This window comes from Thermophilibacter immobilis (assembly GCF_015277515.1).
Lineage (GTDB): Bacteria > Actinomycetota > Coriobacteriia > Coriobacteriales > Atopobiaceae > Thermophilibacter > Thermophilibacter immobilis.
The window spans coordinates 1,167,522-1,189,434 of record NZ_CP063767.1; the positions used below are offsets into that span (position 1 = coordinate 1,167,522).

Consider the following 21,913-nt stretch of genomic DNA (forward strand, 5'->3'; position numbering starts at 1 on the left):
GAGTTTCAGGCTTCTTGAAGGCGAGCGGCGACCCGGGCGCGCGAGGCGATAGAATGGCAGGCGAGAAATCGATGCGCCCCTGGGGCGCGGCACCTTGAAAGTGAGTGCGTATGCCAAGCTCCCGCAAGATCGGGGCCCTCGACGGCCTGAGGGTCCTCGCCATCGCCGCCATCGTTGTCTACCATGCCAACCCCACCTGGCTTCCCGGTGGCTACCTGGGCGTGAGCGTCTTCTTCGTCCTGACCGGCTACCTGATCACCCTCTCCGTCGAGCGCGAGATCGCGCGCACGGGCCGTCTCGACTACCCCCGCTTCCTCATGAGGCGCGTGGGGCGCCTTCTGCCCACGATGCTCGCCGTCGTGGGGGTGAGCGCGCTGTTGTGCGCCCTGTTCGCGGCACCCCTTCTGCCCAAGGTGAAAAGCGACGCCCTGCCCAGCCTGCTGTTCGTGGGCAACCTCTCCTACCTGGTGCGCAACGTCTCGTACTTCGCCGCGGCGGGGCTCCCCTCCCCGCTCACGCACTTCTGGTTTCTGGGCGTCACCATGCAGTTCTACCTCGTGTGGCCGCTCGCGCTCCAGCTCCTGTCGCACGTCGTGCGCCATCGGCGCGGCGCGTGCGTCGTGGTCGCGGCGCTCGCGTGCGCCTCGGCCGTGGAGATGGCGCTGCTCTACGACCCCACCGGCGACACCACCCGCATCTACTACGCGCCCGACACGCGCGCCGCGGAGCTGCTCGTGGGCGCACTCTGCGCCCTTCTGACGCGCGGTCGCGGCTGGCGCTTGAGCCTTCCCGCCCGCTTTGGGGCCGAGCGCTCCGAGGCGGCGCGCCCGCTTCCCGGCTGGGCCTACGATGTGGCCGGGGCAGCCTCACTCGCCCTTATCGGCCTCATGATGGTAACGCTCAATGGCTACTCCGACTTCGCCTATCGCGGCGGCATCCTGCTCGTGTCGCTGCTCACGGCCCTCTTCGTGGGCGTGGTGGCGCGGCCCGCGCCGGGTTTGCTCGCCCGCGCGCTCGGCTGGGCGCCCCTCGTCGCGGCGGGCCGGCGCGGCTTCGCCCTCTACCTGTGGCACTACCCGCTCCTGCTCGTGATGAACCCCGCCACGAGGACGACCGCGCTGCCCTGGTGGGGCTGGGCCCTCGAGCTCGCGCTCATAGCCGCCGTCTCCGAGCTGTCCTGGCGCCTGTTCGAGCGCCCGAGCGAGGGGGGAGCGCTCAGGGCCCGCCTCGCCGGCCAGTCGGCGCCGGCCCTTGCCCTCGAGGCCCTGGGGGCGCTGGCCGTGCTCGTCTTGGCCGTCGTGCCCCTCGACGCCACGGCGACGGGCGTGCCCGCGGACCAGAAGGGCCCCCTCACGGCGGCGTCGGAGGCCGAGGCCCCGAGCTACGACGTCTCGGACACCTACCTGGCCGGCACCGCCTTCGCCGCGGCCGTGGACACAATCAACAACCTCAACTACGCGGTGGACGCCCAGACCGGCGCCACCGACGCGAGCGTGCTCCTGATCGGGGACTCGGTCCCGGCGGGCGCCGCCTCCCAGTTCCAGAGCGTCTTTCCGAACGGCTGGATCGACGCCGAGGTGGGCCGCCAGATCTACGACGCGCCCGCCGTCTACGAGCAGTGCGTGGCCGACGGCCACGGAGCCGACAACGTGGTGTGGTCGGTCGCGGACAACGGCGTGGCCCGCGAGGAGCAGGTCAGGGCCCTCATCGACGCCTGCGGGGCGGACAAGCGGGTCTTTCTCGTCACGGTGCGCGTGCCGCTCGCGCTGCAGGACCTCAACAACCAGACCCTCGTGGACGTGGCCGCCGACTACGACAACGTGGAGGTCGTCGACTGGCACGCCGAGAGCGAGGGTCACGACGAGTGGTTCTGGGGCGACGGCACCCACCTGCGCCCCGAGGGGGCTGAGGCCTATGTCATGATGCTGCGTCGCGCCATCACGGGTCGCTAGACGCACCCCCCTCTCGCCTCCGCCCGTGGTTCTCGGCGGAGGCGAGAGGGGACCTTTGCGGAGAGGGGAAATTTCCCGGCCGCGGCGACGCGTCTTTTGCTATGATGCTCTAGCACGTACGCGGGCGATTGGCTCAGGGGTAGAGCACTTCCTTCACACGGAAGGGGTCGCTGGTTCGAATCCAGCATCGCCCACCAGATCGGGGAATTAGCTCAGTTGGGAGAGCGCGTGACTGGCAGTCACGAGGTCAGGGGTTCGAACCCCCTATTCTCCACCACACACGACGAGGGTCGCCGGCTTTGATGCCGACGGCCCTCTTTGCTTGGCCCCCTCGCGGCCTCTCAGGTGACGCAGCCGTGCCCCCTGTCGTAAGCTAGGGGAAACGGCGACGAAGGGACGGGCATGGCACAGGCAGACAAGAGAGGCGCGCGGGGCACGAGGGGCCCCTCAGTCACCAGGCGGACGCTCGCGCACTTCTGGCGGGTCACGGCCACGCAGGGGCTCCTGTTCGCGGCCGACGTCCTGGTGACGGTGGGCTACGTGTTCTTCCTCACCTTCGTGAACCCGCTCGTGGTGGGCCAGATCGTCGACGCGGTGGGCGCGGGCGGCGTGGCCCCTGACGAGGTCCTCTCCACCTTCGGCCCCTACGTCCTCGCCCTCGTCGGCGCCAACGTGGCCGGCCAGGCCTGCAGCAAGCTCCAGGACTACACCGTCTCCAAGCTCGACATCGCCGGCAGCTACGAGCTCGGGGCCCTCGCCTTCGACACCCTCGCCAACCAGAGCATGACGTTTCACGCCAATCGCTACGGCGGCACGCTCGTGAGCTCGACCTCGAAGTTCGTCGCCGCCTACTCAAGCCTCATCCGCACGCTCACCTACACGCTTCTCCCCAGCGCGGCCAGCATCGTCTTCACCATCGGCATGCTCGCGCCGCTCGTTCCCGTCTACGTGGCGCTGCTCAGCGTGATCCTGGTCGTCTACGTGGTCGTGGTGTTCAAGCTCTACCGCAAGATCTTGCCCCTCAACGCCGAGGCCTCCGCGGCGCAGAACCGCCTCTCCGGCGAGCTGTCGGACTCCATCACCAACATCATGGCCGTCAAGACCTCCGGACGCGAGTCCTACGAGCGCGCGCTGTTCAGGCGCGCCAACGAGGACGTGCGCACGACGAGCGCGGCGCGCATGAGCCACACCATCCGGACCGGGGCGACCACGAGCACCCTCATCGTACTCATGATGGCGCTCACGGCCGTCTTCATCGTGGGCGGCCACGCCTGGTTCGGCATCTCGGCGGGCACGCTCGTCATGATCTTCACCTACACGAACAACCTCGCCAACCGCTTCAACTACTTCAACTCGATGTTCCAGCAGATCAACCAGGCCCTGGGAGACGCCCATGACCTCACGGTCATTCTGGACGAGCCGCGCCTGGTAGCCGACGACGAGGGCGCCCCCGACCTCGCGGTCACGAGCGGCGCCATCGACTTCGACGACGTGCGCTTCCACTACGCCGACGCGAGCGAGCGCGACTGCGTCTTCGACGGCCTCACGCTGAGAATCCCCGCCGGCCAGCGCGTGGGGCTCGTGGGCCGCTCGGGCTCGGGCAAGACCACGCTCACGACGCTCCTTTTGCGCCTCCAGGACCTTCAGGGCGGCTGCATCTGCATAGACGGGCAGGACATCGCCCACGTCCACCAGGTGAGCCTCAGGCGCCAGATCGCCTACGTGCCCCAGGAGCCCCTGCTGTTCCACCGCTCCATCCGCGAGAACATCTCCTACAGCCGCCCCGAGGCCACCGAGGACGAGGTCGTGCGGGCGGCGCGCGAGGCCAACGCCCTCGAGTTCGTCGAGAGGCTCCCGGACGGCCTCGAGACCCAGGTCGGCGAGCGCGGCGTCAAGCTCTCCGGCGGCCAGCGCCAGCGCGTCGCGATCGCCCGCGCCATCCTCATGGACGCGCCGATCCTCGTGCTCGACGAGGCCACGAGCGCCCTGGACTCCGAGAGCGAGAAGCTCATCCAGGACGCCCTCGAGAACCTCATGCGCGGCCGCACCTCCATCGTGGTGGCGCATCGCCTGTCGACCGTGGCGAGCCTGGACCGCATTGTTGTGCTCTCGGAGGGGCGCATCGTGGAGGACGGCACCCACGCCGCGCTCGTGGCCGCCGGCGGCGAGTACGCGCGCCTGTGGGGCCGCCAGAGCGGCTCTTTTCTGGGCAGCGAGTAGGGAGCGCGAGCGCGCGGGCGCTCCACGGCGCGTTTTTCTCGCCGAGCCTGCCACCGCGCACGGACGGGCGCCTTTCCGGCGTCTTTCTGTGCACGGCGGCAGGCTCACCACGTTCGTACCCTCCGAGCTCGTCTCGCGAGAAATTCAGAATGGCGGTTGACCGCCCGCGCTCCTCTGGTATAGTGTTCTGCGCGAACGCATGGGGAATTAGCTCAGTTGGGAGAGCGCGTGACTGGCAGTCACGAGGTCAGGGGTTCGAACCCCCTATTCTCCACCACGTTATCTCGGCGGCGGCTCCGGTCGTCGCCTTTTTCATAGGGGCTCGTGGCGCAACGGTTAGCGCAGGGGACTCATAATCCCTGGGTTGCAGGTTCAAATCCTGCCGGGCCCACCACACATGCAGCGGCCCAGACTCCCCTTGGAGTCCGGGCCGTTTTCGTATGCGTGCGCTTCTCGACCGCGTGAAACGCCCGCTTGAGACGCCGAAAAAAGACAGGCGGGGCAGATGCGGCTGTTGGCGCTCTAAAAGCGCATGAAGCGCCCCACCGAGAGTGCCGGATCTCACAGAGCGGGCTCCTTGCGGCGTCTCAGACGAGAAAAGCGACGCAAGGAGCCCGCAGAGAGGGAGTGGCGTGGCAAACGCCCGCGGAGGCGCTACCCCTGCCAGAGCATGTCCGCACAGATGTCGTCGACCGTGGCCGCACCGCACATCTCCATGACGTCGGAGAGCTCGCCGGAGAGCTCTCCGAGGTAGTCGCGCACGCCAGCCTCCCCCCCGCCAAAGGCGGCCACCACGAACGGACGGCAGACGAGGCAGGCCCGCGCCCCCAGCGCGAGAGCGCGAAAGACGTCCAGGCCTGAGCGCACGCCGCCGTCCACGAGGACCGCGACATCGTCTCCCACGGCGCGCGCGACGGACGGCAGCACGTCGGCCGTGGCCGGGACGCCGTCGAGCACGCGCCCGCCGTGGTTAGAGACCACGATCGCGTCCACGCCGGCATCGGCGGCGCGCTGCGCCGCAGACGGGGTCATCACGCCCTTGAGCAAGAAGAGAGTGCCCGCCGCGTGACACCTGTCCGCGACCTCGGCGATCTGGCAGGCGCCCTTGGCGCCTGCGGGAGGGACGTGGCCCCTGAGGAAGGGCAGGCCCGCCGCGTCGATGTCCATGGCCACGGCGACCGGATGGGCCCCCAGCGCCTGGGCGAGACGCACCTCGAGCGTGGCCGCGTCCCAGGGCTTTACCGTGGGGACGCCGCATCCGCCCAGCTCGGAGATGACCGCCGTCGCCTCGGACATGATGCGCGCGTCCATGCCGTCTCCCGTGAAGGCGAGCGTGCCCTCCTCGGAGGCGGCCGAAAGGACGCAGCGGTTGTAGCCGGTCGTGTCGTACTTCTGGCCGTAGTGGCGCTGGACGTCGCCCACGGGGCCCACCATCACGGGCACGGACAGCTCGCGACCCAGGACGCGCGTGGCGGTGGAGGCCGAGAAGGCCTCGTGCAGGGTGTCCATGTTGACCGAGAGCGCCTGCCACGCCTCCCAGTTCTTGACGGCGACCGTTCCTGTGCCCTTGGCCCCCGGCCCGGGCATCGCGCTTCCGCACGCCTTGCCGTTGCAGACGGGGCAGGCTTTGCAGTACGGCCCGATGTTGCCGCGCGCGGCGGCCGCAAGCTCGGCATATGTCATGAGAAACCTCTCTCCTTAGCCCGCACCCCCGCAGCCCCTCGCAGAAGATCTCTACGCGCGCTCGGAGCCCACGCGCTCGGCGAGCCAGTCCGCGACCTCGTCCAGGGCCACGTCAAGGCGCTCGCCCGTCGCGCGCACCTTGACCTCGGCGGTGCCGGCGGTAACGCCGCGCTTGCCGAGGATGACCTGGTACGGCAGGCCGATGAGGTCGGCGTCGGCGAACTTGACGCCGGCGCGCTCGCCCCGCTCGTCCAGGAGGGCCTCGACGTTCGCGGCCGAGAGCTCCTCGGCCAGGCGCTGGGCGCAGGGGCCGACGACGTCGTCGCCGACGGTGAGTGCGACGACCTCGACCTCGTAGGGGGCCACCGAGACGGGCCACGAGATGCCGCGCTCGTCATGGTGCTGCTCGACCACGGCCGCGAGGGTGCGCGAGATGCCCACGCCGTAGCACCCCATGAGGAGGGGCCTCTCGACCCCGGACTCGTCGGCAAAGGTGGCCCCCATGGCCTCGGAGTACTTGGTGCCGAGCTGGAAGACCTGGGAGACCTCGATGCCGCGTGCGCCCGACAGGGGCTTGCCGCAGCGAGGGCAGGGGTCGCCCGCGCGCACGCTCACGAGGTCGGCCCACGCGTCGGCCTCGAAGTCGCGGCCAGGCCGCGCGCCCGTGTAGTGGTAGTCGGCCTCGTTGGCCCCGCAGGTCCAGCTCGTGGACGCGCGCAGGCTCTCGTCGCAGACGAGGCGCACGCCGGCGGGCAGGCCCACGGGCCCGATGAAGCCCTTGTGCAGCCCCGCCCCCTCGAGCTCCTCCTCGCTCATAAGATGGTAGACACCGAAGGCGTGCTCGGCCTTGACCTCGTTCATCTCGTGGTCGCCGGGCACGATGGCCACCACGGGGCTCCCCTCGCCGTCCACGAGCGCCAGGGCCTTGCGCGTGCCGCTCTCGGGAAAGCCGAAGAACTCCGCGACCTTCTCGATCGTGCCCAGGCCCGGGGTGCGGACCTTGGCGAGCGCGCCGTCGCCCGGGCCCTCGGTGACGGCCACCCTCGTGGCGGCCGCCTCGTCGTCGGCCGCGAAGCCGCAGTCGTCGCAGTAGACGAGCGAGGCCTCGCCCGCGTCGGCCAGGGCCATGAACTCGACGGAGGTGTCCCCGCCGATCTGGCCCGAGTCGGCGACGACGGGCAGGGCCTTGAGGCCGCAGCGGGCGCAGATGCTCGCGTAGGCCTCCTTCATGCCGTCGTAGCTCTCCTGCAGGCTCTCCTGCGTGGCGTTGAAGGAGTAGGCGTCCTTCATGATGAACTCGCGGCTGCGCATGAGGCCGAAGCGCGGACGCATCTCGTCGCGGAACTTGTCCTGGATGTGGTAGAGGTTGAGCGGCAGCTGCTTGTAGCTGCGCAGCTCGTGCTTGACCAGGTCCGTGACCGTCTCCTCGTGCGTGGGCCCGAGCACGAACTCGCGCTCGTGGCGGTCGGAGAGACGCATGAGCTCGGGACCGTACGCGTCGTAACGGCCGCTCTCGCGCCAGATGTCGGCGTCGACCATGATGGGCATGAGACACTCCTGCGCGCCGCGCGCGTCCATCTCGTCGCGCACGATGGCCTCGATCTTCATGAGGGAGCGCCAGGCGAGCGGCAGGTAGGTGTAGAGGCCCGCCGCCTGCTTGCGTATCATGCCGGCCCGCAGGAGCAGGCGGTGACTCGCGAGCTCCGCCTCGGCGGGGTCCTCCTTGAGCGTGGGGGCGTAGAGTCGAGACATCTTCTGGTAGCGCTTCAAAGCGGGGTCCTTCCCTCGGTCCAGCAACGAGGGGCGCCGAGTCGCGCGCCCCCTGACGATTCTATGACAAACGACCGCGTGCGGGGCCGCTACGAGAAGCGACGGCCTATCTCGGCGAAGAGCTCGTCGACGATGCGCTCGGCGGCCACCTTGCGCAGCGGCCTGCCGTCTGCGAAGAGCAGCGCCTGCCCCTTCCCGCACGCGATGCCGAGGTCAGCGTCTCTCGCCTCGCCGGGGCCGTTGACGACGCAGCCCATGACGGCGACGGAGATGGGGGCGACCACGTCGGCCAGGCGCCGCTCGACCTCCTCGGCGATGGGTATAAGCTCGACCTGGCAGCGGCCGCAGGTGGGGCAGCTCACGAGCTCGGGGCGCCGGCGGCGCAGGCCCACGGCCGAGAGCAGGTCCCAGGCCACGCGAACCTCCTCGACGGGGTCGGCGGTGAGCGAGAGGCGCATCGTGTCGCCGATGCCCTCCATGAGCAGCGCCCCCACGGCGGCGGAGTTCTTGACGGTGCCCTGGCGCAGCGTCCCCGCCTCGGTCACCCCCACGTGCAAGGGGACGTCCGGCAGCTCGGCCGAGAGTGCCCGGTAGGTCGCCACCGTCGTGGGGACGCCGTGGGCCTTGGCCGAGACCACGAGGTCGTCGAAGCCGCGCGCGCGAAAGTGCTCCACGAACGAGACGGACGACGCGACGAGCTTCTCGACGAGCGTGAGGTCGTCCCTCTCGGCCACGCGCTCGTCGAGCGAGCCCGCGTTCACGCCGATGCGAATGGGCACGCCGGCGGCCCCAGCCTCGTCGATGACGGCGTCCACGCGCTCCCAGCTGCCGATGTTTCCGGGGTTCACGCGCAGGCCGTGCGCCCCGCGCCGGCAGGCCTCGAGGGCGAGCCGGTGGTCGAAGTGGATGTCGGCCACCACGGGAAGGCTCGAGCGCGCGCAGATCTCCTCGAAGCCGTCGAGCGCGGTGGCCTGGGGGACGGCCACGCGCACGATCTCGCAGCCCTCCTGGGCGAGCGATCCTATCTGGGCGAGGGTGGCCTCGGCGTCGGAGGTCCTGGTCGTGCACATGGACTGCACGCACACGGGGGCGCCGCCGCCCACCTCCACGCCCCCCACGCTCACCCGGCGGGTGAGCTCGCGCGGGGCCCTCGCGGCCCCCGCTGACGTCAGCAGCATGTGGATCACCTAGCCAATCACGAAGCGTAGGACGTCGTTTCTGACGACGACCAGGAAGACGAGGGCGAAGAAGGCCAGCCCGACGAGACTCACGGCATTCTGGACGCGCGTCGACAACGGCCTGCGCAGGGCGAGCTGCACGACCTCGATGAGGATCTTGCCGCCGTCGAGCGGCGGGATGGGCAGCAGGTTCATGAAGCCGAGTGACATGGAGACCGCCGCCGCGAGCAGGGCGAGGTTGGAGGGGCCGGTCGAAGCGGCGTCTGAGGCCATGACCGCGATGCCCACGATCGAGCTCGACTGGCCGAGCACCTCCATCGTGTGCTGGGGCATGACGAGACGCACGGCGAAGCTCGCCACCTCCCCCGCGTAGGCGACGGAGGCCTGGGCGGCCTCGGCGAGCGTGGGGCGATAGGTCGCCACGCTCGAGTAGATGCCGAGCGCCTCGGTGGGCTCGCCGTCCGGCAGGTCCACCTCCACGGTCTTGGTCTCGCCGTCGCGCGCGTAGGTGAGGGAGAAGTCCTCCCCCGCCTCGAGATGCGGCGAGAGGGCGTCCACGAGCTCGTCCCAGGTCGCGACCGAGGTGTCGTCCACGGCGGTGATCGAGTCCCCCGCCGCGAGGCCGACCTCGTCGGCAACCGAGGACGCCTCCACGCCCCCGAGCGTGCTCACGTTGGCCGCGTAGTCCACGCCGTGGACCATGAGCGCACAGGTCACGATCGCGAAGGCGAGGACGATGTTGACGGCGGGGCCGGCGAGCAGCATGAGGCAGCGCTTGAGAAAGCCGACGCCCTGGTAGGTGCGGTCCCGCTCGTGCGCGAGGAGCTCCCCGTCGGTGAGTCCCGTCCTGTGAGGCTCGCCCGCCGCGGTGGAGCCGAGAAGCGAGAAGTCGTGGCCGCGGTCGTATTCGGTCAGGAGATTGGCGTCGCGCGCGAGGGTCTCAAAGGCGGCGGGGTAGTCGCGCTGTGCGGGGCTCTCCCCCAGCTCGGCGTCGTAGAAGGGCCGCACCGCCGCCCAGTCCGTGAGCGTGGCCAGAAGGCCGTAGGCGCGCTCAGTGTCGCAGCCCAGCTCTCCGGCGAGGTCGGCCGCGCTCACGCGCCCGCGGCGCATGACACAGGCGAGGGCGGCCGCGAGGAGCTCGTCTGCGGTGCCCTCCATACCGCAGATGCGCGTGTAGCCACCCAGGAGGAGGGGGGTGACCCCCACCTCGGTGCCCACCTTCGCGCTCCTGCGCGAGAGACGCCAGCGACAGGGCAGCCCCAGAAAGAACTCGGTCACCCGGACGTGGAACGCGCGGGCCGCCAGGTAGTGGCCGCCCTCGTGGACGAAGACAAGCACGGAGAGGACGAGGAGCCCCCAGAAGACGGCTGAGAGGACGGATGCGACGGTGCTCAAGGGCGAACCTCCAAGAGGGCGGCCGAGGCGAGCGCGCGAGCGCGCTCGTCGGCCTCGACGAGCTGTTCCACGCTCTCTACCCGTTCGGCAGAGCTCGCGTCCATGACGGACGACACGATCCGCTCGATGTCGAGAAAACCACACAGGCCCCGGCGAAAGGCTTCGTTGGCCACCTCGTTGGCGGCGTTCAACGCGCAGGGCAGGGTCCCGCCCGCGCGTCCCGCCTCGCGAGCCAGGGCCAAGCAGCCGAAGGTCTTCTCGTCGGCCTCCCCGAAGGTGAGGGGGTCGGCCGCGCACCAGTCGACGCGCTCGCAGGCGGCCTCCCAGCGATCCGGGTAGCTGAGGGCGTACTGGATGGGGGCGCGCATGTCCGAGCCGCCGAGCTGGGCCTTCACGATCCCATCGACGAACTCCACCATCGAGTGGATTCTGCTCTGCTGGTGCACGAGGACGCGTATGCGGTCGATGGGCTGCTGGAAGAGGTGGTGGGCCTCGATGACCTCGAGCCCCTTGTTCATGAGGGTCGCCGAGTCCACCGTAATCTTGGCGCCCATCCTCCACGTGGGGTGCGCCAGGGCCTCGGCGACGCTCACGCCGGCGAGCTCAGCGCGGACGCGCCCGTAGAACGGCCCTCCCGAGCAGGTGAGCCAGATGCGGCTCACGTTCTGGGGGCTCTCCCCCACCAGACACTGGAAGATGGCGCTGTGCTCGGAGTCGACCGGCAGGAGCCTCCCCGGTCGGGCGAACGGCATGAGGAGGTCGCCCCCCACGACGATGGACTCCTTGTTCGCGTAGGCGAGAACCTTGCCGGCGGCGAGCGCGGCGTAGCCGGCGTGGATGCCCGCGAAGCCTACGAGGGCGTTGACCACAACGTCGACGTCGGGAAGCGAGGCGAGCGCGGTGGCGGCGGCGGGACCGGACGAGAGCACGCAGCCGGCGGGCAGCCCCTCGAGGGCGCCGTCGTGCGCGCGGGCGGGGTCGGCCACCGCCACGTGCGCGCAGCCGAACTCGCGCGCGGAGGCGCAGAGCCTCTCGGTCGAGGACCTCACCGAGAGGGCGACCACGCGCAGTCGGTCGGCGTGGCGGCGGCAGACGTCGAGCGTCTGGGAGCCGATCGAGCCCGAGCAGCCGAGAACGGCGACGCGCAGCGGGTAGGTGCGGGGGGAGCGAGGAGCGGTGTCCTCGAAGATGGTCACAGAAGGACACCTCCGAACAGGAGCAGGAAGTAGGCGGTCATGCACCCGAAGAGCAGGGAGTCGGAGCGGTCGAGCAGGCCCCCGTGGCCCGGGAGCAGGTTGCCCGAGTCCTTGACGCCCACGCCGCGCTTGACGCGCGACTCGAAGAGGTCGCCTATCACGCCGGCAAGCCCCACGACGAGGCCAAAGACCATGCAGGTGGCGACGCCAAGCTCGGGCACGACGAAGGTGCCCAGAAGCGCCCAGATGGCGACGGAGCCCACGATGCCCCCCACGAGCCCCTCGACGCTCTTGTGCGGCGAGATGCGCGGGGCGAGCTTGTGAGCGCCGATCGACGAGCCCACGAAGTAGGCCAGGGCATCGTTGGCCCAGATTGACAGCATAACGCCCAGGGTGAGCAGCGCCCCGCCCAGGCCGGGGTCGGACACCCGCAGCAAGACGACGCTCGAGAAGGCGAGCGAGGTGTACAGGGGTCCGAAGGCCGTGACCGCGACGTCGGCGATGCTCGCGCGCGGGTTGAAGACGAACCAGATCGCGCAGCCCATGAGCAGCACAAAGACGACGAGCGTCAGGGCGAGAAGGCCGCGCACGCGCGCCGCCACGGGGAAGAGCAGGGCCGCGGCCAGACCGAGGGTCTCGTTGGGCATGCGCCCGCCCAGCCGGCAGACGCGGAAGAACTCGGAGCAGCACAGCCACGCCTCGGCGACGATGAGCAGGGTCGTCATCCAGGGGCCCGCGAACAGGCACGCGAGCGTCGCGACCGCGTAGATGACCCCCGAGGTCGTGCGCGTGAGGAGCTTCTCGGCGGTGCCGCGCACCTTCTGCGCGGGAAGGCTCCCCTCGCTCCTGCGGTCCTCCTTGGAGGCGCGCCGCGCCTCGAGGCGGTCGATCTGTCGGTCGAGGCCCGCCCCCGAGACGGGGCCCTCGTCCTCGCGGCGCTTGGTCACGAGCCCACCACTCCCCCGAAGCGCCGCGCGCGCCCCTGGTAGGACGCCACGGCGCGCAGGAGATCCCAGCGCGAGAAATCGGGCCAGAGCGTGTCCGTGACGTAGAACTCGGTGTAGGCGAGCTGCCAGAGCAGGTAGTTCGAGAGCCTGAGCTCGCCGGAGGTCCTGACGAGCAGATCGGGGTCGGGCAGGCCCCTCGTGTAGAGGCGCTCTGCGAGCGCGGACTCGTCCACCTGGTCGGGCGAGAGGGTCCCCGCCCGGACCTCCCGCGCGATCTGGCGCGCCGCGCGGGCAATCTCGGCGCGCGAGCCGTAGTTGACGGCGAGCGCGAAGGTCATGCCCGTGTGGTCTCGGGTCGCGTCGAGGCCGCTCTGGAAGACGCGGCGCGTCTTGTCGGGAAGCCCGTCGAGGTCCCCCAGGAAGCGCAGGCGCACGTTCTCCTGGTGAAAGAGGGGCAGCTCGTTCACGAGCGTCGTCGCGAAGAGGTGCATGAGGAGATCAACCTCGCGCTGGGGCCGCCGCCAGTTCTCGGTGGAGAAGGCGTAGACCGACAAGACGTCGAGGCCCAGGCGAACGCTCGTCGTGACGGCCTCGCGCAGGGAGTCGACGCCGGCCACGTGGCCGCGCGAGCGGTCGAGGCCGCGCGCGGTCGCCCAGCGGCCGTTGCCGTCCATGATGACGGAGACGTGGGAGGGAATGCGGTCGAGGTCCACGTCCTCAAGGCGGATATCGGAGGGTGCCTCGGCGTAGTACTCCCGTAGCTTGTCAAGATCGGGCAGCACCTAGATCTCCATGACCTCGGCCGTCTTGGCCTTGAGGAGCTCGTCGATCAGGGCGACGTGGGAGTCGGTCAGCTTCTGGATGGCCTTCTTCTCGCGCGTCTGCACGTCCTCGGGCAGCTCCTCGTCGCGCTCCACCTTGCCGTTCGCCTCGCGGCGGACGTTGCGCACGGCGACGCGGCCCTCCTCGGCCATCTGGCTGCACTCCTTGGCGAGCTCGCGGCGACGCTCCTCGGTGGGCTTGGGGAAGGGCAGGCGGATGCAGGCGCCGTCGTTGGAGGGCGTGATGCCGAGGTCGGAGGTCTCAATGGCCTTCTCGATCGCCTTGAGGGAGGTCTTGTCCCACGGCTCGACGACGAGCATGGAGGCCTCGGGGACCTTCACGCCCGCGAGCTGGGTGACGGGGGTGGGCTGGCCGTAGTAGTCGACCCTGATGGAGTCGAGGATGTGCGGGTTTGCGCGCCCCGTGCGCACGCGGGAGAAGTTGGCCTTGAGGGCCTCGATGCACTTGTCCATCGACTTGCTTGCGTTGTCCGTGTACTGGCTCATTGTTCGTCCTCCTCGACGACGGTGGTTCCCACGCTCTCACCGCAGATGGCCTTCATGAAGACGCCCGGGTGGTTGATGTCGAACACCATGATGGGCATCTTGTTGTCATGGCACAGGGCCGTCGACGTGGAGTCCATGACCTTGAGGTCGCGGCGCAGGACCTCGCGATAGGTGATGGTGTCGAAGCGTACGGCGTCCGGGTGCGTCTTGGGGTCTGCGTCGTAGATGCCGTCGACGTTGGTGGCCTTCATGAGGACCTCGGCGTTGACCTCGCACGCGCGCAGGGCGGCCGCCGTGTCGGTCGTGAAGTAGGGGTTGCCGGTCCCGGCCGCGAAGATCGTGACGCGGCCCTTCTCGAGGTGGCGGATGGCGCGGCGACGGATGTAGGGCTCGGCGATCTGGCGCATCTCGATGGCGCTCATGACGCGGCAGTCCATGCCGTTGCGCTCGAAGCAATCTTGCAAGGACAGGGAGTTGATGACCGTCGCGAGCATGCCCATGTTGTCGCCCTGGGCGCGGTCCATGCCCGCCGCGGCACCCGACAGGCCACGAAAGATGTTGCCGCCGCCCACGACGATGGCGACCTGCGTGCCGGCCTCGTAGACGGGACGTATCTCCTCGGCGAGCCGCTGGGGGACCGCGGGGTCGATGCCAAAGGACTGGCCTCCCATCAAGGCCTCGCCGGAGAGCTTGAGCAGCACGCGCTTGTACCTGATGTCAGACAAGCCAACCTCCACTCGATTGTCTGAGTCGCGCACACGCGGCTCGATCCACCCAACGATTCTACCAGAGCCCACCCGGCCTTCCCACCCGACGCGGGCGAGCGTGGTAAGCGTGCACACAAAGGGGGCCGGCGAAGCGCTTCGCCGGCCCCCGGACGTGCCTGGACCAAAAGCTACTCGGCGTCGCCGAAGGTGTAGCGCACGAAGCTCATGACCTCGACCTGGCCGCCGAGGGTCTTGGAGACCTTCTGGGCGAGCTGGGAGATGGTAAGGGAGCCATCCTTGACGAACTCCTGCTCGGTGAGGACGTTCTCCTTGAAGTACTTCTCGAGACGTCCCTGGGCCATGCGCTCCTGGATGGCCTCGGGCTTGCCGGACTCGGCGGCCTGAGCCTTGTAGATGGCAAGCTCGTGGTCGATGACGTCGGCGGGGACGTCATCGCGGCGCGCGGCGACGGGAGCCGCCGCGGCGACCTGCATGGCAACGTCATGGGCGAAGGCCTTGAACTCCGCGGACGCGGCGAACGCGTCGTCGGAGAGCTTGAAGGCCACGAGGTCGGCGAGCTTGCCGCCCAGGTGGATGTAGCCGCCCAGGGCACCGTCCGCGGCGCTCACGCGCTGGAAGCGGGCGATCTTCATGTTCTCGCCGATGACGTGGATCATCTCGGTGAGCTCGTCGCCCACGGTGGCGCCGTTCATCGGACAGGCCTTGAGGGCCTCGACGTCGGCGGGGTCGCTCGTGGCGACGACCTGCGCGAGCTCGGCGGCGAAGCCGGTGAACTTGGGGTTGGTGCCCACGAAGTCCGTCTCGCAGGTGAGCTCGAGGATCGCGCCGACCTTGGCGTCGTCGGAGACGTAGGTGGCGATGGTACCCTCGTTGGTGTCGCGGCCGGCGCGCTTGACGGCCTTGGCGACGCCCATGGTGCGCAGGATGTCGACGGCCTTCTCGATGTCGCCGTCCGCCTCGACAAGGGCCTTCTTGCACTCCATCATCGGAGAGTCGGTCATCTCGCGGAGCTGCTTGACGAGCGCGGCAGTAACCTGTGCCATTTGTGCTTCTCCTTTGCTTCTTAGGGGGTAACTACTCGGCCGCGGGGGCGGGAGCTGCCTCGGGAGCGGGAGCCGCCGCAGGGGCGGGCGCCTCGGCGACGGGAGCCTCGGAGGCGGGCGCGGCGGGGGTGGCCATCTCCTCGGCGGTGATCTGCTCCTTGCCGGTGCCAGCCAGGACCGCGTCGGCGGCGAGCTCGCACATCAGCGAGACGGAGCGGATGGCGTCATCGTTGGCGGGGACGCCGTAGTCGATGACGTCGGGGTCGGAGTTGGTGTCGAGCAGGCCCACGACGGGGATGTGCAGGCGGTTTGCCTCGCGTACGCCGATCTCCTCGCGCTTGGTGTCGACGACGAAGATGGCCTGCGGAAGCGCGGTCATGTCGCGGACGCCGCCGAGGTTCTTCTGGAGCTTGTCGAGCTCCTTGCCGAGAAGCGCCTGCTCCTTCTTGGGCAGGGTGGCCATGCGACCGTCCTCGACCATGGCCTCGAGCTCCTCCATGCGCGTGATGCGGGAGCGCATGGTCACGAAGTTGGTGAGCATGCCGCCGAGCCAGCGCTGGCTGATGTAGGGCATGCCGCAGCGCGCCGCCTGGGTCGCGATAGGCTCCTGCGCCTGCTTCTTGGTGCCAACGAACAGGATGGTGCCGCCCTTGGCGGCGGTGTCCTTGAGGAAGGTGTAGGCCCTGTCGGCGCCCAGCATGGTCTGCTTGAGGTCGAGGATGTAGATCCCGTTGCGGTCGCCGAAGATGTAGGGCTTCATCTTGGGGTCCCAGCGACGGGTCTGGTGGCCGTAGTGGCAGCCGGCGTCGAGCAGGGTCTGGATGGTGATCTTAGCCATGGTAACCTCCTGTGGTTGGTCCTCCGCGTGAGGTCATCCCCGAGACGCCACCCGGGACCTGGCTGTTAGTCCCGAGCACCACGGCGGGCGGGTCGTCACGCGTGCGAAATGGTGCCGCGCTCGTGCGCGACACGTCGTGCCTCAGCACAACGGGGGAAAAGTATACAGGCTCATCAGGGACTTGTCGAGAAAAATGTGCTTCTACGAGCGTGGGTGCGCGCCGCGCGTGGCGTCCTTCAGGCGCTCGACGGACAGGTGGGTGTAGATCTGCGTCGTGGCGAGGCTCGCGTGGCCGAGCAGCTCCTGGACGCTCCTGAGGTCGGCTCCCCCCGTGAGGAGCTCGGTGGCAAAGGCGTGGCGCATCGCGTGCGGCGTGAGGGCGGGGTCGAGGCCGGCCTGGGCGACCCGACGCTCGAAGCGGGTGCGCAGGGCGTCCGCGGACATGGGGTTGCCGCGCGCCGAGAGGAACAGGGCGTCCGTGACCCGGCGCGCATGGGCCGCGAGCGCCGGGCGCGCCTCGTCAAGGTAGGCCCCCAGCGCGTCGAGCGCCGCCTCGTAGACGGGCACGATGCGCTCCTTGGAGCCCTTGCCGAAGAGCCGCACCTGGGCCTGGGAGAAGTCCACGTCGCCGACGCGAAGCGCCGACGCCTCCGAGACACGCGCGCCCGTGGCGTAGAGCAGCTCGAGAAAGGCGCGGTCACGCCGGCTCGCGGGGTCATCGGCCCCGCAGGTGGCGAGAAGGGCGCGCACCTCCTCGTCGGACATGGCCAGAGGCAGCACGCGCGGCGCCTTGGGGCTCGCAAGCGCCGAGACGGCCTCGCGCTCGCAGACCCCCTCGAGCACCATCCACCGGTAGAGGCCGCGCAGGGCGCTGAGGTGGCGGTCGACCGTGCGCGCGCAGTAGCCGGCGCGGGAGAGCTCGGCGAGGTAGCGCCTGAGGTCTCGATGGGTGATGGAGAGGGGCCTCACGCCCTCGCGGCGCACCCAGTCGGAAAAAGCGCCCAGGTCCGAGCGATAGGCGCGCACGGTGTTGTCCGAGAGGTTGCGGGCCACGCCGAGGTGGCGGCAGAATCGCTCCGCGCTTTGGTCGAGAAGGTCGGCCTCGTCCGCGCGCCCGCGCGCCTCCGCGGTCGGCTCGACGGGGTCTGAGGCGCCCATGCGCTAAGCCTCCCGCGAGCCGGCGTCCCCGAAGAGGTCGGGGCGCGCGGCGAGGTAGGCGTCGAAGTCCGCGCGGGCGCGCTCGGCCAGGGCGTGGCGTTTCTCGGCCTTGTTGCGCGGCGGGTCGGCCAGCGGCGCAAAGAGCCCGAAGTTCACGTGCATGGGCTGGTAGTCCACCGTCTGGGGGTCGGTCGCGTAGGCAACCAGAGACCCAAGGGCCCCGGTGCGGGGAAGGTCCACGGGGGCCTGCCCCGAAAGCGCCGCGTAGGTGTTGAGCGCCGCGAGGAGCCCCGACGCGATGGCCTCGACGTAGCCCTCGGTCCCCGTGATCTGGCCGGCCAGGCGCGTGCTCGTGCCGGGCACGGCGAAGGTGCGGTCGAGCGCGCGCGGCGCGTCGACGAAGGAGTTGCGGTGCATGACGCCATAGCGCAGGAAGTCCGCCTGACCGAGGCCGGCGATCATGCGAAAGACGCGCCGCTGCTCGGGCCAGGTGAGGTTGGTCTGGAACCCCACGAGGTTGTAGGCCGTCCGCGCCTCGTTCTCGGCGCGCAGCTGGACGGCGGCCCAGGGCCTGCGCCCCGTGCGCGGGTCCGTGAGCCCCACGGGCTTGAGCGCCCCGAAGCGCAGGGAGTCGTGGCCCGTGCGCGCGACCTCCTCGACGGGCTGGCAGGCGCAGAAGAGATCGGACTGCTCGAAGTCGCGGGCGAGGACGCGCTCGGCCGAGACGAGCGCGTCCACGAAGGCGTCGTACTCGTCCCTGTTCAGGGGGCAGTTGAGGTAGTCGCCCGTCGACTGTTCCTCGTAGCGCGACTGGGAGAAGGCGACCTCCCGGTCGATCGAGTCCGCGTCCACGATGGGGGCGGCGGCGTCGAAGAAGCTCATGCGGGACCCGCCCAGGACGGCCGAAACGGCGTCGAAGAGCGCCTCTGAGCACAGCGGCCCCGCTGCGATGACCGAGGGGCCCTCCGGGAGGCGCGTGACCTCCTTGCGGACGACCTCGATCAGGGGGCTCGCCTCGACGCGCTCGCCCACCAGCCGCGAGAAGGCGGCCCGGTCGACGGCGAGGGCCCCTCCCGCCGGAACGGACGCCTGACGTGCGCACCCCAGAAGCTCGCTGCCCATCCGGTCGAGCTCACGCTTGAGGAGCCCCGCCGCGACGTCGGGCTTGGTCGACTTGAGGGAGTTGGAGCACACGAGCTCGGCGAAGCCGGCGGTGTGGTGCGCGGGCGAGGCATGGGTCGGCCGTTGCTCGTACAGGCGCACCCCCACGCCCCTTCTCGCCAGCTGCAGGGCGCACTCGCACCCCGCGAGCCCCGCCCCGACGACCGTCACGCGCTGCCCCATGTGTCGTCTCCCCTCGCGTCGCGAGCGTGCCCCTCTCGCTCCCTTGCCCACCCACCTTAGCATGAAGCCGACGCGCGCTCGCGCAGGCTCAGGGCGAGCCCTCCCACGCGCGCCCACTCTCGAGGAGAAAGGCACGCGTGGGGGCGTACCTGCCGTCCGGCAGGCGCTCCACGATCCCGGAGGCCTCGTAGTCCGTGAGGGTGCGGAGCAGCGTGAGGACCCCCTCGTTGAGGCGGGAGGCGAGCTCGTCGGGCCGCGCGGGGGAGGCCACCAGGGCCGCCATGACGGGACCCATGGGGGCGCGCTCTCCCGCGTGCGCGAAGCGGGCGACGCCGTAATCGAGCGAGATCGCGAGCTCGAGGGAGCGCTCGTCCACGATGACGCGCGCACCCTCCGAGGCCAGGCGGTTGGTCCCGCTCGAGGTGGGCGAGAAGATCGAGCCCGGCACGGCGTAGACGGTGCGGTCGAGCTCGAGGGCGGCGTCTGCGGTGGACATCGTGCCCGAGCGCATCCCGGCCTCGGTCACGACGAGCACCTGGGAGAGGGCCGCGATGAGGGCGTTTCTGCGCGGGAAGGTCCAGCGGCGCGGCCCCGCCCCCCAGGGCTCGGCGGACACCACCGCCCCGCCTGCGCGAACCGCGCCCGCGAAGACGTCCGCCGAGCTCGCGGGGTAGGTGACGTCGGCTCCGCAGCCCGAGACGACGACGGTGGTCCCTCCCGCCGCGAGCGCCGCGCGCCCGGCGGCGCAGTCGCAGCCCATCGCCCCGCCCGAGACGACGGTGACGCCGCACTCGGCCGCGACCCGCGCCGCCATCTCGGCCACCGCGAGCCCGTAGGGCGTGGCCCGCCGAGCCCCCACGATCGAGATGCAGGGCCCCTCGAGGGCCCCGGGGCTCCCGCGCCCGTAGAGCGACGCGGGAGGCGACGAGAGCTCCATGAGCGTGCTCGGGTAGCCTTCCTCCCCCGCGTCCAGCTTCCATCGCTCAGTCGACTCCATGCTCTTCTCCTCTCATGAGCTCGCTCGGGCGCGCAGCCCCACGGCCTCGACGACGTCGTCGGGCTCAACGCGCTCGTGCTCGGCAAGATCCGCGATCGTCCGCGCGACGCGGGCGACGCGCACGATAGCGCGGCCCCCGAGCGCGAGGCCCGCGGCGAGACGCTCGAAGGTTGAGCGCGCCTCTCCGGTGAGGTCTGCCTGCGTGACGGGGTCGCTGTCGGCAGAGCGGCGACGGGAGCGTCGCCAGTCGGCGAAGGCGCGCGCGGCGCTCACCTGGGACTCCATCTCGGACGACCCCGTCCCCTGCTGGCCCTGGATGACCCGGGAGCTCATCGGGCGGGCCACGTCGACCACGACGTCGATGCGGTCTATGAGGGGGCCTCCGATGCGCGCCTGGTAGGCGCTCACCTTGGCGGGCGGGCAGGTGCACGCGTGGCCCGGGTCGCCGAGGTGGCCGCAGGGGCAGGGGTTGGCCGCCGCGACAAGCTGAAAGTCGCAGGGAAAGGCGTAGACGCCGTCGACGCGCACGATCCTCACCTCGTGGTCCTCGAGCGGCTGCCGCAGCGCCTGCAGGGCGCCGCGCGTGAACTCCGGCAGCTCGTCGAGGAAGAGAATGCCCCTGTCGGCGAGGGAGACCTCCCCGGGCAGGACGGGCCTGCCCCCTCCCACCAGGCCACCGACCGAGATGGAGTGATGCGGCGCGCGGAAGGGCCGTTCCCCGCGCGAGAGGGCGTCGATGGGCTGGCCGGCCACGGAGTGGACGAGCATGGCCTCGGCGGCCTCGCGCCCCTCGAGGGGCGGCAGTATCGTGGGCATGCGGCGGGCGAGCATGGTCTTGCCGGCCCCGGGCGGCCCCACCATGAGCATGCCGTGACGTCCCGCCGCCGCGACGACGAGCGCCCGCTTCGCCAGCTCCTGGTCCACGACGTCCGAGAAGTCGAGCCGCGCGCCCTGGGCGTCGAGGCCCGTCTGGGAGCTCTTGACCCCGAGGGGCGCAAGCTCTCGCACTCCTCCCTTGAGCTGCGCGAGCGTCTGGATCCCGCGCGCCTCGTCGTGCCACGCCGCCGAGAGCGGGCTCGCGGCGGCCGTCACGAGGGTGCTCCCTTCTCTCTGCGCGAGGAGGGCGTAGGCCACGTCCCCTCGCACGGGGCACACCGATCCGTCGAGCGCCAGCTCGCCGACGAAGAGGCTGTCCCGTGCGACCTCCGGGGAGAGCTGGTGGGTGGCCATGAGAATGGCGACGGCCATGGGCAGGTCGAATCCGGTGCCCGACTTGCGCATCTCGCTGGGCGCAAGGTTGATCGTGACGTGCAGCCGCGGGAGCGTGAAGCCGCTCGAGCGCAGCGCGCAGCGCACGCGCGAGCGCGCCTCGAGGACGGCTGAGTCGGGCATGCCCACGATGTCCAGGCCGGGGATACCTCCTGAGGTGCTGACCTCGACGGTGACGGGGAGCGCCTCCACGCCCCTCAGCGCCGCCGTTCGCACGCTCGCGGACCCGGTGTCCATCAGTCGTCCAGGGAGAAGGCGCCAAACAGGTGGCGCAGGCGTGCCGAGCCATCGCCCACGACGTTCAGGGCGATGACGTCGAAGCGGATCGAGAAGACCTCGGGGTGCTCCATGAGGTAGGCGAGGGCGAGGCGGCGGTAGCGAAACCTCTTGTGGGCGTCCACAGCCAGCTCGGGCATCGCGTCGGCGCGCTCACCCAGCGCGAGGCGCGTTTTCACCTCAACGAGGACGACGGTGTCGTTGTCATCGTCGTCGGAGTCCTGCGCGACGATGTCCGCCTCGCCGTAGGGGCAGCGCCAGTTGCGCTCGAGCAGCCGCCAGCCGCGGCGCTCGAGGTAGGACGCCGCCATCTCCTCCCCCTTGCGCCCCAGCTCGCGCGGGGTGAGATCGGCCGCGCCCCGAGCGTCCGGCTCTCCTTCGTCCTTCTCGTCCTTCTCGTCCTTCTCGTCCTTCTCGTCCTTCTCGTCCGCCCCCTCGGCGAGATACTCCTCGTCCGGGTCCTCCTCGTAGTCGCACGTGCGCTCATAGCCGTCCTGCATGACTGCCTCCCTCGGTCCGCCCTGTGTTCAGACGAGGGTGACAGAGGGGGTGTGCAGCTCTCTTTCTGGTGTCTTTCATCTTGCCGACCGA

18 protein-coding genes and 4 tRNA genes are annotated in these 21,913 nt (G+C 70.3%); 6 read left to right on the plus strand and 16 right to left on the minus strand.

All coding sequences use genetic code 11. The features are described from left to right. Positions 1–110 precede the first annotated feature (110 nt). The 6 genes from INP52_RS05200 to INP52_RS05225 all read left to right on the plus strand — a co-directional run bounded on the left by INP52_RS05200 (position 111) and on the right by INP52_RS05225 (position 4,566). On the plus strand, positions 111–1,952 hold the full coding sequence (locus INP52_RS05200; RefSeq protein WP_194369666.1) for an acyltransferase family protein: 1,842 nt from the start codon (positions 111–113) through the stop codon (positions 1,950–1,952). Positions 1,953–2,074: 122 nt separating this feature from the next. Next, a tRNA-Val gene (locus INP52_RS05205) sits at positions 2,075–2,149 on the plus strand. Between the two features lie 4 nt (positions 2,150–2,153). Then, positions 2,154–2,229, plus strand: a tRNA-Ala gene (locus INP52_RS05210). Positions 2,230–2,354: 125 nt separating this feature from the next. Then, the gene (locus tag INP52_RS05215) at positions 2,355–4,172 is read left to right on the plus strand and encodes an ABC transporter ATP-binding protein (RefSeq protein WP_194369668.1); all 1,818 of its coding nucleotides are present in this window, start codon (positions 2,355–2,357) and stop codon (positions 4,170–4,172) included. 201 nt (positions 4,173–4,373) lie between these two features. Further along, positions 4,374–4,449 (plus strand) — tRNA-Ala (locus INP52_RS05220). A 41-nt stretch (positions 4,450–4,490) separates the two neighbouring features. Beyond that, positions 4,491–4,566, plus strand: a tRNA-Ile gene (locus INP52_RS05225). 260 nt (positions 4,567–4,826) lie between these two features. On the opposite strand, the gene INP52_RS05230 is transcribed toward INP52_RS05225, so the two are convergent. From INP52_RS05230 to INP52_RS05305, 16 genes are all read right to left on the minus strand, one after another. Beyond that, a complete protein-coding gene (locus INP52_RS05230) occupies positions 4,827–5,855 on the minus strand; it encodes an alpha-hydroxy-acid oxidizing protein (RefSeq protein ID WP_194369670.1) in 1,029 nt (342 codons plus the stop codon). A 51-nt stretch (positions 5,856–5,906) separates the two neighbouring features. Then, positions 5,907–7,607 (minus strand): proline--tRNA ligase, encoded by a 1,701-nt coding sequence (locus INP52_RS05235; RefSeq protein ID WP_194372879.1) that lies wholly within the window; start codon positions 7,605–7,607, stop codon positions 5,907–5,909. A gap of 107 nt (positions 7,608–7,714) precedes the next feature. Next, entirely contained in the window at positions 7,715–8,803 is a 1,089-nt protein-coding gene (gene ispG, locus INP52_RS05240) for a flavodoxin-dependent (E)-4-hydroxy-3-methylbut-2-enyl-diphosphate synthase (RefSeq protein ID WP_194369672.1), read from the minus strand. A gap of 9 nt (positions 8,804–8,812) precedes the next feature. Then, on the minus strand, positions 8,813–10,198 hold the full coding sequence (locus INP52_RS05245) for a M50 family metallopeptidase (protein ID WP_194369674.1): 1,386 nt from the start codon (positions 10,196–10,198) through the stop codon (positions 8,813–8,815). Further along, a complete protein-coding gene (gene dxr, locus INP52_RS05250) occupies positions 10,195–11,394 on the minus strand; it encodes a 1-deoxy-D-xylulose-5-phosphate reductoisomerase (protein WP_194369676.1) in 1,200 nt (399 codons plus the stop codon). The genes INP52_RS05245 and dxr overlap by 4 nt, the downstream gene beginning before the upstream one ends. After that, positions 11,391–12,341 carry a phosphatidate cytidylyltransferase gene (locus INP52_RS05255; protein ID WP_194369678.1) on the minus strand — a complete coding sequence of 317 codons (951 nt, stop codon included), beginning with the start codon at positions 12,339–12,341 and terminating at the stop codon, positions 11,391–11,393. The genes dxr and INP52_RS05255 overlap by 4 nt, the downstream gene beginning before the upstream one ends. Continuing rightward, the gene (locus INP52_RS05260; protein ID WP_194369680.1) at positions 12,338–13,123 is read right to left on the minus strand and encodes an isoprenyl transferase; all 786 of its coding nucleotides are present in this window, start codon (positions 13,121–13,123) and stop codon (positions 12,338–12,340) included. Before INP52_RS05260 ends, INP52_RS05255 begins: the two co-directional genes overlap by 4 nt. Beyond that, complete coding sequence (frr, locus tag INP52_RS05265; RefSeq protein ID WP_194369682.1) at positions 13,124–13,669, minus strand: ribosome recycling factor; 546 nt, start codon at positions 13,667–13,669, stop codon at positions 13,124–13,126. It lies immediately after the preceding gene. Beyond that, on the minus strand, positions 13,666–14,394 hold the full coding sequence (pyrH, locus tag INP52_RS05270; protein WP_194369684.1) for a UMP kinase: 729 nt from the start codon (positions 14,392–14,394) through the stop codon (positions 13,666–13,668). Before pyrH ends, frr begins: the two co-directional genes overlap by 4 nt. A 170-nt stretch (positions 14,395–14,564) precedes the next feature. Next, positions 14,565–15,440, minus strand: coding sequence for a translation elongation factor Ts (gene tsf / locus INP52_RS05275; RefSeq protein ID WP_194369686.1), 876 nt, complete (start codon positions 15,438–15,440; stop codon positions 14,565–14,567). A 31-nt stretch (positions 15,441–15,471) separates the two neighbouring features. Then, positions 15,472–16,278: a 30S ribosomal protein S2 gene (gene rpsB / locus INP52_RS05280; RefSeq protein WP_194369688.1), complete on the minus strand. Its 807-nt coding sequence runs from the start codon at positions 16,276–16,278 to the stop codon at positions 15,472–15,474. Between the two features lie 201 nt (positions 16,279–16,479). Beyond that, positions 16,480–17,436 (minus strand): tyrosine recombinase, encoded by a 957-nt coding sequence (locus INP52_RS05285; protein WP_194369690.1) that lies wholly within the window; start codon positions 17,434–17,436, stop codon positions 16,480–16,482. Positions 17,437–17,439: 3 nt separating this feature from the next. Next, positions 17,440–18,780, minus strand: coding sequence for a methylenetetrahydrofolate--tRNA-(uracil(54)-C(5))-methyltransferase (FADH(2)-oxidizing) TrmFO (gene trmFO / locus INP52_RS05290; RefSeq protein ID WP_194369692.1), 1,341 nt, complete (start codon positions 18,778–18,780; stop codon positions 17,440–17,442). Positions 18,781–18,868: 88 nt separating this feature from the next. Then, positions 18,869–19,777, minus strand: coding sequence for a DNA-processing protein DprA (locus tag INP52_RS05295; RefSeq protein WP_194369694.1), 909 nt, complete (start codon positions 19,775–19,777; stop codon positions 18,869–18,871). A gap of 12 nt (positions 19,778–19,789) precedes the next feature. Further along, complete coding sequence (locus INP52_RS05300; protein ID WP_194369696.1) at positions 19,790–21,283, minus strand: YifB family Mg chelatase-like AAA ATPase; 1,494 nt, start codon at positions 21,281–21,283, stop codon at positions 19,790–19,792. Continuing rightward, positions 21,283–21,822, minus strand: coding sequence for a YraN family protein (locus INP52_RS05305; RefSeq protein WP_194369698.1), 540 nt, complete (start codon positions 21,820–21,822; stop codon positions 21,283–21,285). Before INP52_RS05305 ends, INP52_RS05300 begins: the two co-directional genes overlap by 1 nt. Positions 21,823–21,913: the final 91 nt, after the last annotated feature.